At 73.8% G+C, this 12775-nt stretch carries 11 protein-coding genes; 4 read left to right on the top strand and 7 right to left on the bottom strand.

Features of this window, described 5'->3' with window-relative positions; genetic code table 11:
• Nucleotides 1–2: 2 nt before the first annotated feature.
• Both ACGFIO_RS11575 and ACGFIO_RS11570 read right to left on the bottom strand, forming a co-directional pair.
• Nucleotides 3–1034, bottom strand: coding sequence for an intradiol ring-cleavage dioxygenase (locus ACGFIO_RS11575; protein WP_392825217.1), 1032 nt, complete (start codon nucleotides 1032–1034; stop codon nucleotides 3–5).
• 152 nt (nucleotides 1035–1186) lie between these two features.
• A complete protein-coding gene (locus ACGFIO_RS11570) occupies nucleotides 1187–1732 on the bottom strand; it encodes a hypothetical protein (RefSeq protein WP_392825215.1) in 546 nt (181 codons plus the stop codon).
• Nucleotides 1733–2067: 335 nt separating this feature from the next.
• Between ACGFIO_RS11570 and ACGFIO_RS11565 the strand changes: the two genes are divergently transcribed.
• Both ACGFIO_RS11565 and ACGFIO_RS11560 read left to right on the top strand, forming a co-directional pair.
• Complete coding sequence (locus ACGFIO_RS11565) at nucleotides 2068–3450, top strand: MFS transporter (protein ID WP_392825213.1); 1383 nt, start codon at nucleotides 2068–2070, stop codon at nucleotides 3448–3450.
• 18 nt (nucleotides 3451–3468) lie between these two features.
• Nucleotides 3469–4323, top strand: coding sequence for an alpha/beta fold hydrolase (locus ACGFIO_RS11560; protein WP_392825212.1), 855 nt, complete (start codon nucleotides 3469–3471; stop codon nucleotides 4321–4323).
• A gap of 2 nt (nucleotides 4324–4325) precedes the next feature.
• On the opposite strand, the gene ACGFIO_RS11555 is transcribed toward ACGFIO_RS11560, so the two are convergent.
• Nucleotides 4326–4931, bottom strand: coding sequence for a LuxR C-terminal-related transcriptional regulator (locus tag ACGFIO_RS11555; RefSeq protein WP_392825210.1), 606 nt, complete (start codon nucleotides 4929–4931; stop codon nucleotides 4326–4328).
• 70 nt (nucleotides 4932–5001) lie between these two features.
• Between ACGFIO_RS11555 and ACGFIO_RS11550 the strand changes: the two genes are divergently transcribed.
• A complete protein-coding gene (locus tag ACGFIO_RS11550; protein WP_392825209.1) occupies nucleotides 5002–7878 on the top strand; it encodes an ATP-binding protein in 2877 nt (958 codons plus the stop codon).
• Nucleotides 7879–7917: 39 nt separating this feature from the next.
• A complete protein-coding gene (locus ACGFIO_RS11545; RefSeq protein WP_392825207.1) occupies nucleotides 7918–8772 on the top strand; it encodes a helix-turn-helix transcriptional regulator in 855 nt (284 codons plus the stop codon).
• On the opposite strand, the gene ACGFIO_RS11540 is transcribed toward ACGFIO_RS11545, so the two are convergent.
• The 4 genes from ACGFIO_RS11540 to ACGFIO_RS11525 are packed head-to-tail and all read right to left on the bottom strand — an operon-like array spanning nucleotide 8733 to nucleotide 12769.
• Nucleotides 8733–9452, bottom strand: coding sequence for an anti-sigma factor (locus ACGFIO_RS11540; protein WP_392825204.1), 720 nt, complete (start codon nucleotides 9450–9452; stop codon nucleotides 8733–8735). The two genes, ACGFIO_RS11545 and ACGFIO_RS11540, sit on opposite strands and share 40 nt — an antisense overlap.
• Nucleotides 9445–10014, bottom strand: a complete 570-nt coding sequence (locus tag ACGFIO_RS11535; protein ID WP_392825202.1) for an RNA polymerase sigma factor — start codon at nucleotides 10012–10014, stop codon at nucleotides 9445–9447. The genes ACGFIO_RS11540 and ACGFIO_RS11535 overlap by 8 nt, the downstream gene beginning before the upstream one ends.
• A 52-nt stretch (nucleotides 10015–10066) precedes the next feature.
• Nucleotides 10067–10786 carry a hypothetical protein gene (locus ACGFIO_RS11530; protein ID WP_392825200.1) on the bottom strand — a complete coding sequence of 240 codons (720 nt, stop codon included), beginning with the start codon at nucleotides 10784–10786 and terminating at the stop codon, nucleotides 10067–10069.
• Nucleotides 10787–10816: 30 nt separating this feature from the next.
• The gene (locus ACGFIO_RS11525; RefSeq protein WP_392825198.1) at nucleotides 10817–12769 is read right to left on the bottom strand and encodes an ATP-binding protein; all 1953 of its coding nucleotides are present in this window, start codon (nucleotides 12767–12769) and stop codon (nucleotides 10817–10819) included.
• Nucleotides 12770–12775: the final 6 nt, after the last annotated feature.

Genomic DNA, 12775 nt, shown 5'->3' with positions numbered 1-12775 from the left:
CGTCAGGTGCCTGCCGCGGCGGCCCCGCCGGCCGGCCCGCCGCTGGGCGGAGTACCACCCGACCCGCCGCTGGGCGGAGTACCACCCGGGGCGCCGCTGGGCGGTGTACCACCCGGGGCGCCGCTGGGCGGAGTACCACCTGGGGCGCCGCTGGGCGGAGTGCCACCCGACCCGCCGCCGGCCGGGGGCGCGCCGCCGCCCTGCTCTTCGCCGGACGGGTCGATCGCGATTGTCAGCGTGGCCTGGTAGCCCGCGGTCACGCTGCCGGACATCGTGGCCAGCTCGGTCTTGGCCGAGTCGTCGCCGAAGACGTTGTCGGTGGCCAGCGAGACCTGGCTCAGGTTCCGGACCGAGGCCGAGTAGCCGTCGGTGGCGTAGACCGCGTCGGCCGCGTCCTCCGGGATCGCGATCTGGGACGTCTTCACGATCGGGCCGTCACCCGCGGTGGCTTTCGCGATCGACGAGTACACCTCGAAGTGGATGTGCGGCCACCGGCCCGAGTAACAGGCCGGGAAGATGCTGGTGAAGGTGACCGTGCCGGTCTCGTCGGTGGCCTGGATGCCGCGCAGGTAGTTCTGGTCGGTGACCCCGTCGGAGTACAGCGAGTAGCGACCCTCCCGGTCGCAGTGCCAGGCGTAGACCGCCGCGCCGGACACCGGCTTGCCGGCCAGGTCGTTCACCACCAGGGAGAAGGCCAGGGGTACGCCTCCGGCTGTGCCATTCGCGTCGCCGAAGGACGAGCGGATGTCCTTGCGGACGATCCCGTCCAGGGTGCGGACGTCGGGACCGTTGGAACCGTCCGCGGGGTACGGGCCGGCGGTCTCCGACTCGACCTCGGCGAGTGAGCCGCCGGACGCGGACGCCGAGGCGGCCGGAGTGACCTGGTCGCCGCCACACGACGCCAGCACGGCCAGGGCGCCCGCACCGCCGAACGCGGCGAGCAGCTTGCGCCGGGACATCGTGCTGAGGTCGAACCGCAGACCCTTGTCGTGCACGCGGCGCACGTACGCGGCATTGTCCTCTGGGCTTTGCATCAGGTTGAACCTCTCTGGATCGGCTACCCCCTACCGAACCCCCTCGCCCTGTGCGGCTCCTGTGACCCACCTGTGGCCTTCCGTTCGATACCTACGGCCCGAGCGCACCCTCGACGTCACGTTGCGCCCGACCGACGGCCGGCCGATCCGCGTCACCGGAACCTGGTCTTCCTCGCACAGTTCTCGGTGATCGTGGTGACGCGGTCGCTGAACGCGTCACCATCCTTCTTGAACTTGATGCGCGGCCCGTCCTCCACCGGCGCGACGTCGACCCCGGCGTTCTGGATGCACGTGACAAAGGCGTGGTAGCGGTCGGCGTACTCGTCGAAGTTCTGGCGTTTGAGACGGTCCATCGCCGGCTCCGGCTCCTTGGCGTGGCACGCCTGGTACGCCGCCCGGTACTTGCCCGACTCCTCGTCGACGGTCGGTTTCCAGGTGCCGTGGCCGGTGTCGACGCCGGGCACCCCCTGCTCGTGCAGGCACGACGTGTAGATCTCGAGCCACTCGTTGATCTCGTCGCTGGTGGTGTCGGCCCGGATCAGCGGGCGCTGGTTCTCGACGTCGGCCGCCTTCGCGGGCCCGGCCGACGCGCTCTGCAGGGTGGCGACCCGCGGCGGGTCCGCCCGGGGCCCCTGTCCCGGCGACCCGCAGGCGGACAGGGCGAACGCCGCGACGATGACGGCGAGTGCACTTCTCATGGACGATCATCCTGAGCGCCGATTGTCTGAATCGTGTCAGGACGGGGAAGTGATCCGCCGCCGCCACGAGATCGGGTCCCCGGCCTCCGCGTCCAACGACCGGCTGCCGCCGAGCACCACCCCGACGACCCAGCCGACCGTCGGCCCGTGCACGGTCCCCCGGCCGGCCCACGTCGGACCGGCGGCGCTGTGCCGGGCACCTGCGCCGGCACCTCGTCACGGCCCCGGCGGGCGTCCCGGGCGAGCCTGGCAATCGTCCTTCTTCCGACCCTCGATGCCGGTACGTGCGTACCGATCCCTGCGGCCGGCGACCGTCGCGTCGCTACCTTCCGCTGGTGATCATCAAGCCGCCCGCACCCGCGGTCAACACCCGTGCCGTTCTCGGCACCGTGCTCGTCGCCGTGTTCGTGTCCAGTCTCGACCTGTTCGTCGTCAACGTCGCCCTGCCCGAAGTCGGCCGCGATTTCGGCGGCACTTCCCTCGGGACGCTGTCCTGGGTGCTGAACGCGTACGCGATCGTCTTCGCCGCCCTGCTGGTGATCTCCGGGCGGCTGGCCGACCGGAGCGGCCACCGCCGAGGTTTCATCGTCGGCCTCGCCGTCTTCACCGCCGGCTCGGTGCTGTGCGCGGTCGCACCGAGCGTGCTGTTCCTGATCGCGGCGCGGGTCGTCCAGGCCGCCGGCGCCGCCGCCCTGCTGCCGACCTCGCTGGCCCTGCTGCTGGCCGTCACCCCACCGGACCGGCGGGCCGGCGCGGTCCGGATCTGGAGCGCGACCGGCGCGATCGCCGCCGCGCTGGGACCGGTGGCCGGCGGCCTGCTGGTCGAGCTCGACTGGCGGTGGATCTTCATCATCAATGTCCCCGTCGGTGTCGCGGCGCTGCTGGTCAGCCGGCGGGTTCTGCCCGACGTACGGGACCAGCAGCCCGGTGCTCTCCCCGATCTGCTCGGTGCCGCCCTGCTCGCGCTCGCCGTCGGTACCCTCGCGCTGGGCCTGGTGCGGTCGAACGACTGGGGCTGGGGCTCGCCGCGGGTGATCGGCGGCTTCGTCGCCGCGGTCGTGCTCGGCTACTGGTTCCTGCGCCGGTCGGCGCGCCACCCGTCGCCGATCGTCGAGCTGCCGCTGCTGCGTACCCCGGCCTTCGGCCCGGCCACGATCGCCGCGCTGCTGTTCACCGCCGCTTTCTCCGCCATGGTCCTGTCGGCCGCGTTGTGGACGCAGAACGGCTGGGGCTACTCCGCCCTGCGGACCGGACTCGCCCTGGCCCCCGGCCCGCTCATGGTGCCCGTCCTCGCGGTCGCTGTCGGCCCGCTGGTCCGCCGCGTGGGCGCCGGCCCGGTCGCGGCCGCGGGCAACCTCGTCCTGGGCGCCGGCGTGGCGTGCTGGTTGGCCGGCGTGGGGCCGGAACCGCACTATGTGACCGACTTCCTGCCGGGGCTGATCCTGACCGGGCTCGGCGTCGGCCTCGCCCTGCCGACCCTGGTCGCCGCGGCCACCAGCGCCCTGCCGGCGCATCGCCTGGCCACCGGCTCCGGCCTGCTCAACACCGGCCGCCAGGTCGGCACCGTGGTCGGCGTCGCCGTCCTGGTCAGCGTGATCGGTTCGCCCCGGACGAGCGCCGCCGCGCTGGACGCGTTCCAGAACGGCTGGGTGGCCATCCTCGTCGTCTGCCTGCTCGGGGCGGTCGCCGCACTCCTGATTCGCCGCCCCCAGCAGTAGCCCCCGAAGGAGGCCGAAGTGTCCCTGACCATCACCCGGCGACTCGTCGGCGGCCTGCTGAAGGTCGCGTTCGCCACGCTCGAGCGGGTCGCACCCGGGCCGGGCAGCGTCCTGGCCACGCGGATCTGGCTCACCCCGCCGCACACCTCTCCGGCCGCCCCCGGCCCGACCGGCGGCCGTCGCTCCACGGTGCCGGTGAACGGCAGCACCGTGGCCGTCGAGGAGTGGGGCGAAGGCCCGGCGGTCTTCCTGCTGCACGGCTGGGGACGCACCCGCCGGGACTTCGACGCGTTCGTCCCGCCGCTGGTCGAGGCCGGCTTCCGGGTGATCGCCGTGGAGGCTTCGGGGCACGGCGACTCGGCGCCGGGACCGCAGGGCGGCCGCCGGTCGCTCCTGCCCGAGTTCATCGACGCCCTCTCCGCCGTGACTGATCGGGCCGGACCGGCGTACGCGATCGTCGCGCACTCGGCCGGGGCGGCCAGCGCGGCCCGCGCGGTGCTCGACGGTCTCCGCACCGAGCACCTGGTCCTGCTCGCGCCGATGGGCAACCTTCTCGATTACACCGCAGTGTTGCGACCGACGCTCGGCTTCGGCCGGCGGATCGACGCCGGATTCCACCGGCGGCTGGAGCAACGGTCGGGCCGGCCGCTCACCGACTTCGACGTCGCCGAGGGCGTGGCCGGGCGGGTGGATCTGCCGCCGATGCTGGTGGTGCACGACCAGACGGACCGGCGCAATCCGTACTCCGACGGCGTGCGGATCGCCGCGGCCTGGCCGGGCGCCGAACTGTGCCCGACGACCGGCCTGGGCCACGTCCGGATGCTGCGCGATCCGGCCGTGGTCGAGGCGGTCGTCACCTTCCTTCGCAAATAGCGTCAGACCAGGCCGGTCCGCACGGCGTAGGCCACCGCGTGCGAGCGGTTGCGCACCTGCAGCCGGTCGACGACGCGCTGGCTGACGGCCTTGACGGTGCTGGTGGGGGTACGGATCAGCTCGGCGATCTCGACGAGACTGTTGCCGTCGGCGGTCAGCCGCAGCACGTCCCGTTCGATCCGGCTCAGGCCGGGGCCGGCGCCGGCGTCATGCCGTACCCGCTGGATCTGGATCAACAGGTCACCGACCAGGTTCGGTGGCCGGGAGTCGCCGGCCCGAGCGACCACCCGCACGACCTCGGCCAGGCGCTCGGCGCTCACCGCGGCGCGGGACAGCACTGCGACGATCCGGCACTCGACCGCCGCCGGCACGTCCTCGCTGGTGATCACATCGGTGATCAGGATCACCGGTCGGCCGGTCGGGGCCAGTCGGCGCAGCGTGGCGACCACGTCGGCGGTCAGCCCGGCGCAACAGACGACGCGCAGGTCGGCCCGGCCGCGGTCGGCCGCGGCGACCAGGACCGGGCCCGGGCGCGAGCGCAGGAAGGAGGTGACGCCCACCGCGCTGAGCGGGTCTGCGGTCAGCAGGTCGATACGTATGGGTTCCACCCGAGCGATCCTGACCGGAACGCCTTCGGGAATCCTCCACACGGGATCCGCCCTGCTAATCTCTGCTTTCGTGGTTGCCGGCGGACGATTCGAGTACCGCGTCCTCGGGCCCGTCGAGGCGCTGTTCTCCGGCGTGCCGTTCTCGGTCGGCGGTCCCCGGCACCGGGCGTTGCTGGCCGCGCTGCTGCTCCGGGCCAACTCGGTCGTCTCGGTCGATCGCCTGGCCGACACCCTCTGGGAGCAGCCACGATCCGGCACCAAGGAGCTGCTGTACGGCCGCATCTCCGAGATCCGCCTGGCGATGCGCAAGGCCGGTGGCGGGCCGGCACCGGAACTCGAGACGCACACCGGGGGCTATCTACTCCGGGTGCCGGACGACGCGCTCGACGCCCGGCGGTTCGAGCGGCTGGTCGAGTCCGGTCTGTCCGCCACCCGGTCCGGCCGGCACGACGAGGCCGCCGAGATCCTGCGGGAGGCCCTGGGCCTGTGGCGCGGCCCGGCGCTGGCCGAGCTGGCGCACCTGCCCGAGGCGGCCGCGGAGATCGCCCGGCTGGACGAGTCGCGGATGCGCGCGGTCGAGGCCCGGATCGGCGCCGACCTGGCCCGCGGCCGGCATCGGGAGGTGATCGCCGAGCTCATCCCGCTGGTCGCCGAGCACCCCCTCAACGAACACCTCTGGGCCCAGCTCATCCTGGCCCGGTACCGCTCCGATCAGGTCGGCGACGCGCTCGCCACCTTCGACTCGGCCCGGCGGCAGCTCGCCGAGCAGCTCGGCACCGATCCCGGTGAGCCGCTGCGGCGCCTGCACCAGCAGGTTCTGCGTCAGGACCCGGCTCTCGACCCGGCCCCGGCCGGGCCGCTCCGGCCGCGACTGCCGGCCCGCGCCTTGACCAGCTTCGTGGGCCGCGACCCGGAGCTGGCCCGGCTGCGCGACCTGCTGCGGACCGGGCGGCTGGTGACCGTCACCGGCATCGGCGGGATCGGCAAGACCCGTGTCGCCGTCGAGGCGGCGTCGCGGGCCGGCGTCGACGGTGGCACGGTCTGGCTGGTCGAGTTGGCCGCCCTGGCCCAGCCCGACCTGCTGGCCGACGCCGTGGGTGACGTGCTCGGCGTACCGCCGCACGGCACCCGGCCCCGGGCCGGCCTCGTCGAGGAGTACCTGCGGGACCGCGACGGCCTGCTGATCCTGGACAACTGCGAACACCTGGTGGACGCGGCCGCCGGCTTCGCCCTCCGGATCCTCGCCGCCGCCCCCGGTCTGCGCATCCTGGCCACCAGCCGGGAGCGGCTCGGCGTCACCGGTGAGATCCTGTTCCCGCTGACCGGCCTGGCCCTCCCGGCCGCCGGACCGGACCGGCCCGAGGCCGCCGGTGCCAGCGCCGCCGTCCGGTTGTTCGTCGAGCGGGCCGGGGCCGTCGATCCCGGCTTCGCGCTGACCGGCGAGACCACCGCCGCGGTGGTGACGATCTGCCGCGAGCTGGACGGCCTGCCGCTCGCCATCGAGCTGGCGGCCGCCCACGCCAACGCCTTCACGGTGACCGAGATGGCGAGCCGCCTCGACGACCGCTTCGCCCTGCTCGCTCAGGGCAGCCGCACCGCCGAGCCCCGCCACCGGACGCTGCAGGCCGTGATCGACTGGAGTTACCGCCTCCTCGACGCTGACGAGCGTCGCCTCCTCGCGCGGCTGAGCGTGTTCGCCGGCCGGTTCGACCTGGCCTGGGCGGAGCAGCTGGCCGCCGATCTTCACCCGTCGGGACGGGTGGCCGGGCTGATCGCCGCGCTGGTCGACAAGTCGCTGCTGCTGCGGGAGTCGGGCCGCTACCGGATGCTCGAGACGGTGCGGGCGTACGGGATGGAGCGCCTGGCCGAGCAGGGTGAGCTCGCGTCGGTGCGGGACCGGCACGCGACGCTCGTCGCCGCGATGGCCGACCAGCTGGGTCGCGGATTCCTCAGCAGCGACCGCGACCGGTCGGTGCGGCTGCTCGACGCGACGATGGAGCAGTTCCGGTCGGCGATGGAATGGACCGTCGCCAACGGCGACGCCGGGACGGCGTTGCGGATCGCCTCGAGACTGACCACCTACTGGCACATCACCGGGCAGTACGCGGTCGGCCGCCGCTGGTTGCGGTACGCGTTGGACGCCGGCGGTGAGTCGTCGCCGGCCATCCGGGCCTGGGCGCTGGGCGGCCTGCTGCTGATGACATCGCTGCAGGGTGACCTACCGGCCGCGACCGCCGCCGGTGAAGCCGCCGCCGCTCTGTTCCAGCACGTGGGCAACCGGCGCGGATACGGCGCGACACTGCGTGGCCTGGCCACGGCGGAGGCCTTCGCCGGCAATCTGGACCGCGCCGACGCGCTCCTGGCCGAAGCCTTGGCGGTCGCGCGGGAGGCTGCCTGGCCCTGGCTCCTCGGCTGGGTGTACGCCCAGCTCGGCCTGATGCAATCCTTCCGTGGCGACTGGGAACGGACCGCCGAGCTGGCCGCCGAGGCGGAGAAGGCGTTGGTGGACGCCGACGACCCGGAGGTGCTCGCCTTCACCTGGCTGCTCAGCGCGGAGGTCGCCCGCAATCTGGCCGGCCCGACCGCCGGCGCCGAGCGGCTGTGCGACGCGCTGCGCCTCCTCGACCAGGTGGCGATGCAGTGGAGCATCACCATGGGCCTGCATTACGCGTCGCTGGTCTTCGCCGACCTCGACCGGCCGGACCGGGAACTGGTCCTGCTCTCCGCCGGGTCCGAGCTGCGCCGCCGGACCGGCCGGGCGTTCTTCGCGACCATGGCCGAGCATCAGGAGAAGCGGCTCGCCCACCTGCGGGTGCTGCTGAGCGCCGAGGAGTTCGAGGCCGGCTGGGAGGCCGGACGGTTGCGTCCGGTCAGCCGGATCATCGACGAGGTGTGCCGGGAACTGGCACCTCCGGAAAACCTGGACATCGTCGCGGAGCCGGTCTGAAGGAGACCCGCCGATCATCGGGCGCGTGGAGAGCTGCTGATGGATCAGGACGGGCTGGCGGAGTTCCTGCGGGTCCGCCGCGAGGCCCTGCGGCCGGCGGATGTCGGGCTGCCCGCCACCGGCGTACGGCGCACCCCCGGGCTGCGGCGGGAGGAGGTGGCCGAGCTGGCGGGCATCCCGGTCGACCGGTACCTGCGTCTGGAACGCGCCCGGGCGGCGCCGCCCGGGCCGGATCTGACCGCTGCCCTCGGGCGCGCCCTGCGACTGGAGCGGGCCGAGTTCGACACGCTCTGCCGCTTGGCCGGCGGGACCGGACCCACGCCGGACCGCGGATACGTCGAACCGGGCCTAATGGTCCTGCTCGACGCGTTGACCGCGGTCCCGTCGGCCGTAGTCGACCATGAGCTGACGGTGGTCGTGCAGAACCCGCTGTCCGAGGCGCTGCTGGGCCGGTGCGTGGGGCGGGCGGGCCGGCGGTCCAACCTGATCTGGCACTGGTTCACCGACGAGCGAATGCGATCGATGGGTACGCCGGGGCAGCTCGCCGCCGTCGGACGCGGCCTCGTGGCCGAGCTGCGGACGGTAGCGGCCTGGCGCGGTCCGGACGGCACCGCCGACCGGCTGGCCGGCGAGCTGGCCGCGGTCAGCGACGAGTTCGCCCGGCTGTGGGCGACGACACCGGTCGGCCGGTTCGAGTCGGTGCCCTGGTCGATCGACCACCCCGTCGAGGGTCGGCTGGAGGTCCACGCCGATCTGGCGGTGACCATGTGGTCCGGGCACCGCCTGCTGATGCTGCGCCCGAAGTTGGGGACGGGCACCGCCGGGCGCCTCCGGCGACTGCTCGAACGGCCGGCTCAGAGTGTGCCGGACAGGACCGGAGGGCCGGGCTGCTGACCGGCGCCGACGCGCTGGCTGGTGATCTCGATGCGGCGGAACTGGCGCAGCGGCACGCCCGACCACAGCTCGACCCGGCCCTGCTTGTGCATGTGGAAGGTGCCGAGCGGGACGTACTGGCCGTCCTTGACCGCCCAGCCCTGGTAGTAGCTTCCGGCCGGGGCGGGCGGGAGGCCTTCGGCGTTCAGCACCAGCCGCCAGCCGGCGTCACGTTCGATGACCTGCAGGCGGCCGTGCGCGCTGGGGCCGGCCAGCTCGATCGTCGCGGTCGGCTGCTCGCGGGTGGCGAAGTAGCCCCCGACCCCGGCCACCGCCAGCACCACCGCCGCGACCGCGCCGGTCACCCACTGCCGCCGCCGGCGTCGCGCCGTGCCCGGCCGGGTGCTGCCGCCCGACGGGCCCCGGGCCGGCCGTCCGTCACCGGGCCGCGTCGACTCCGTGGAAGGCCCGGCCGCCGCCGAAGGAGCAGCGGAAGGCGCGGCCGGAACAGCAGGAGGCGCGTCCGTGGCCGGCGACGAGGCCGCGGCGATCAGGCCGGCGATGCCGCCGGGCAGGTCGGGCGGCTCTTCCCACAGGCCCGGGTGGGACAGCAGCGACGAGACCCGGGCGATCGGCCCGGTCTGCCCGCACGGCCCACCCTCGAGCGCGGCCGCGCGTTCGTCGAGCACGTCGTCAGTCATCGTGCGCCTCCGGGACCGAGGAAGCCGAGGCCGGTTCGTCGAGGAGGAAACCCAGCGCCCCGGCCAGACGCTTGTGCGCCCGGTGCGACCGCGACTTGACCGTGCCGATCGGCAGGCCCAGCCGGGCGGCGATCTCGCTCTGCGTGAGCTGGTAGAAGTGCGCCAGCCGGACGATCTCGGCCTCGTCGGCCGGCAGCGCGTCGACCGCCCGCCGGACCTGCCAGGCCTCCCACAGTCGCTCCGACGAGACCGCCTCGACCGGGACCTCGGGCAGCTCCGAGCCGCTGATCTGCGGCCCGCGGCGCTCGCGGCGGTAGACGTCGATGGCCGCCTTACGGGCGATGCCGAACACCCAGGGCGCCAGCTCGCGGCCCGGGTCGTAGCGTTGCCGGCCGCGCCACAGGGCGATGAACGCCTGCTGCATGGCCTCCTCGGCCAGCCCGCGGTCGGCCAGCATGGTCACCGCCATCCCGAAGACCGGGCCGCGGAACGCGCTGTAGACAGCCGCGAACCCGTCCTCGCCGCCCGTCGCGAAGTGGCCCGCCAGCCCGGTGTCGTCCATGGTGCACCCGATCGTAGGCGGTCGATGACGGAAACGGCGGACGCGGGGCCGGTCATGACGTCGTGTCCTCGGCCGGGACCGCTGTGACCGTCTCGGCGCCGACCGTGGCCCGCCCGGTGGTGACGTCGATCGTGGACGGCTTGACCACCTGCCCGTTGACCTTGGCCAGGCCGACCTGGCGGCCGTCCTTCAGCACGATCCAGCCCCCGACGATCTTGGCGCCGCGGACCCGGCTGGCGAAGCGGTACAGCCCGGACGGCTTCTTCGCGACCTCGATGGTGAAGTCGCGGGCCTTGCCGCCGACCGTGACCGTGCCGGTGGCCTGCTTCTTGTCGGCCGTACCGGTCAGCGTCGACCCGTCGTCGCCCTTGAGCTCGAGCCGCCCGTCGACGGCCGTGCCGGTCAGCCAGGCCTCGAGCTTGTCGCCGTCGCAGAGATAGGCGATGGCCGCGCCGTTCTTGGCCGCGACGGCCAGCGAACCCTCCTTGAGGTGCCCGGCCCAGGTGCCGGTCAGGGCCTGCCGCGCGACCGGTTCCCGGGCCACCGGCGGCGCCTCTCCCCCGTTGCCGGTGGGCGGGGTGGCGCTGTCCTCGGGGACCGGGTCCGCGCCCTCGCCGGGAACCTCCGGGCCGCGCGACGCGGCCGCCACCACGTCAGCACGGGGAGCGGAGCCGGGGGCGAAGATGCGGTTCCACTGCCAGCCGGCGCCGAGCATGACCGCGGCGACGCTGATGCCGGCCAGCAGGATGGCCAACGGGCTCATGCGCTTCATGACTCTCCCCGGGAACAGACGACCTGTCTGCTACTGGTTCGCAGCCACCGGCCCGATCGGTTCCCGTTCGGCCGGGGAAATTTCTTCGGCGAGCCGCGGGATACGCACGGTGAAGGTGCTTCCCCGGCCGACGGCGGAGCGTACGGAGACCGCGCCACCGTGCTCGGTCACGATGGTGTGCACGATGGCCAGCCCCAGCCCGGAACCCTGCACGGCCTGGTCCATCGCGTTGCCGCCCCGGTGGAACGGCGTGAACAGGCCGGGCAGGTCGTCGGCGGGCACCCCGATGCCGGTGTCGCTGACCTCGACCGTGGCGACGTCGCGGTCGGTGGCGATCCGGCAGTGGATCCGGCCGCCGGCCGGCGTGAACTTGACCGCGTTGTCGAGCAGGTTACGCACCGCGTGGTCCAGCCGGGCGGTCTCTCCGGTCACCCGTGCCGGCGCCGCCTCCACGGTCAGGACCAGGCCCTTCGCCGTCGCGGCGGGGGTCACGTCGGCCACCACGGCGGTGATGAGCTCGGCCAGGTCCACCGGTACGGCCGGCTCGGCCGCCCGCTGCGCCCCGGGGTCGAGCAGCAGCAGGTCGGCGACGGTGTCCTGCAGTCGCAGGGCGTTGCGCAGGATCGCGTCGAGGCCGCGCCGCTGCGGCGGGGTCAGGTCCTCGTCGTCGTCGGTGAGCATCTCGGTGTAGCCCAGAATGCTGGTCAGCGGGGTCCGCAGCTCGTGCGTCACGGTCGCCACGAAGGCGTCCTTGCGCTCGTCCAGGGCCCGCAGTTCGCCGATCAGGCGGGTCTGGCGCACGTGCAGGCGTTGCTGGCGTACCGCGTGCTCGATCTCTCGGGCCAGCGCGGCGAGCAGGCGCCGCTCCTCCTCGCCCCACTCCGGGCGGCCGGCCCGGGCCAGCAGCAGCAGCCCGGCCGGGCACTCGTCGTCACCGGGCAGCGGGACGGCGACGCCGCCGGGCACGTCGGCGACGACGACCGGCACACCGGGCGGATTCTCGACCACCGTGGCGACCGTGGCCGGGCCGAGCGGGGTGGCGCCGGACGGCCAGCGGACGTTGACCGCGGTGCCCGGGGCGATCGTGACCCGCGCGTGCACGGCGTCGGCCCCGAACGCGGCGGCCATCGTCTCGGCCACGCGCAGGGCGGTCGCCTTGAGGTCCGGGTCGCGCCGGAGCTCGGCCGACACCTGCTGACGGAGTTCGTTGCGCACGCCGCGGGCCTGTTCGGCGGCGAGCAGGCGTTCGGTCTCGGCGGCCAGGTCGTTCACCGTCCCGATGACGGCGCGTAGTTCGGCCGTACCAGACGGAACGGCCCGGGCCGACCGGTCGCCGGCGGCGAGCCGCTCAAGGGTGCGCCGGATGTGCTCGAGCGGAGCGAGGAGGCGGCGCTGGTGCACCGCGGCCATGATCATCGCGAGGGCGAGGAAGGTGATGGCCAGACCACCGAAGAGCAGCTGGACGCCACGGATCCGGGACCGGTCGGCCGCGGCCACGGCCTGCTGCTGGGCCCGCAGCGCGTCCTCGACCGACGCGTTGGCCACTCGGAACCGGTCGAACGAGGTCTTGCCCCGGGCGGTCAGCGTCTCGTTCCCGTCCGGGACGCCGGCGTTGACGATCGGTGTGGCGTACGCGTAGAGCCAGTGCGCGGCGGCCGCCCGCTCGGCGGTCAGCCAGCGCCGTACCTCCGGATCCGTGGACAGCTCGGCGACGTGGTCGAAGGCGACGAACGCGGCCACCTTCCCGGACTTGTACGGGTCCAGGAAGGTGGGGTCGCCGGTGAGCTGGAAGCCGCGTACCCCGGTCTCGGCGTCGGTCATGTTCTGCAGCACGGCCTTGTTGGCGGTGCGCGCGTCACCCAGTTGCTCGGCGTGGAGCTGCTGTGTGGCCTGCAGGCGGTCCCCGACGACCAGCTGGACCAGCACCAGGGCGAGGAAGAGGGCCAGGAGGACGGCGATCCCGGCGCCGACCCGGGCCGTCATGCTGCG

This window comes from Actinoplanes sp. NPDC049265 (assembly GCF_043197135.1).
Lineage (GTDB): Bacteria > Actinomycetota > Actinomycetes > Mycobacteriales > Micromonosporaceae > Actinoplanes.
The sequence above is the reverse complement of the archived record's forward strand: the minus strand, read 5'-3'. Positions and strand labels throughout refer to the sequence as shown.

Coding starts and splice junctions, on each gene's coding strand:
- ACGFIO_RS11575 (WP_392825217.1), bottom strand. CDS start 1,034: ATGCAAAGCCCAGAGGACAATGCCGCGTACGTGCGCCGCGTGCACGAC.
- ACGFIO_RS11530 (WP_392825200.1), bottom strand. CDS start 10,786: ATGAAGCGCATGAGCCCGTTGGCCATCCTGCTGGCCGGCATCAGCGTC.
- ACGFIO_RS11570 (WP_392825215.1), bottom strand. CDS start 1,732: ATGAGAAGTGCACTCGCCGTCATCGTCGCGGCGTTCGCCCTGTCCGCC.
- ACGFIO_RS11540 (WP_392825204.1), bottom strand. CDS start 9,452: ATGACTGACGACGTGCTCGACGAACGCGCGGCCGCGCTCGAGGGTGGG.
- ACGFIO_RS11525 (WP_392825198.1), bottom strand. CDS start 12,769: ATGACGGCCCGGGTCGGCGCCGGGATCGCCGTCCTCCTGGCCCTCTTC.
- ACGFIO_RS11545 (WP_392825207.1), top strand. CDS start 7,918: ATGGATCAGGACGGGCTGGCGGAGTTCCTGCGGGTCCGCCGCGAGGCC.
- ACGFIO_RS11535 (WP_392825202.1), bottom strand. CDS start 10,014: ATGGACGACACCGGGCTGGCGGGCCACTTCGCGACGGGCGGCGAGGAC.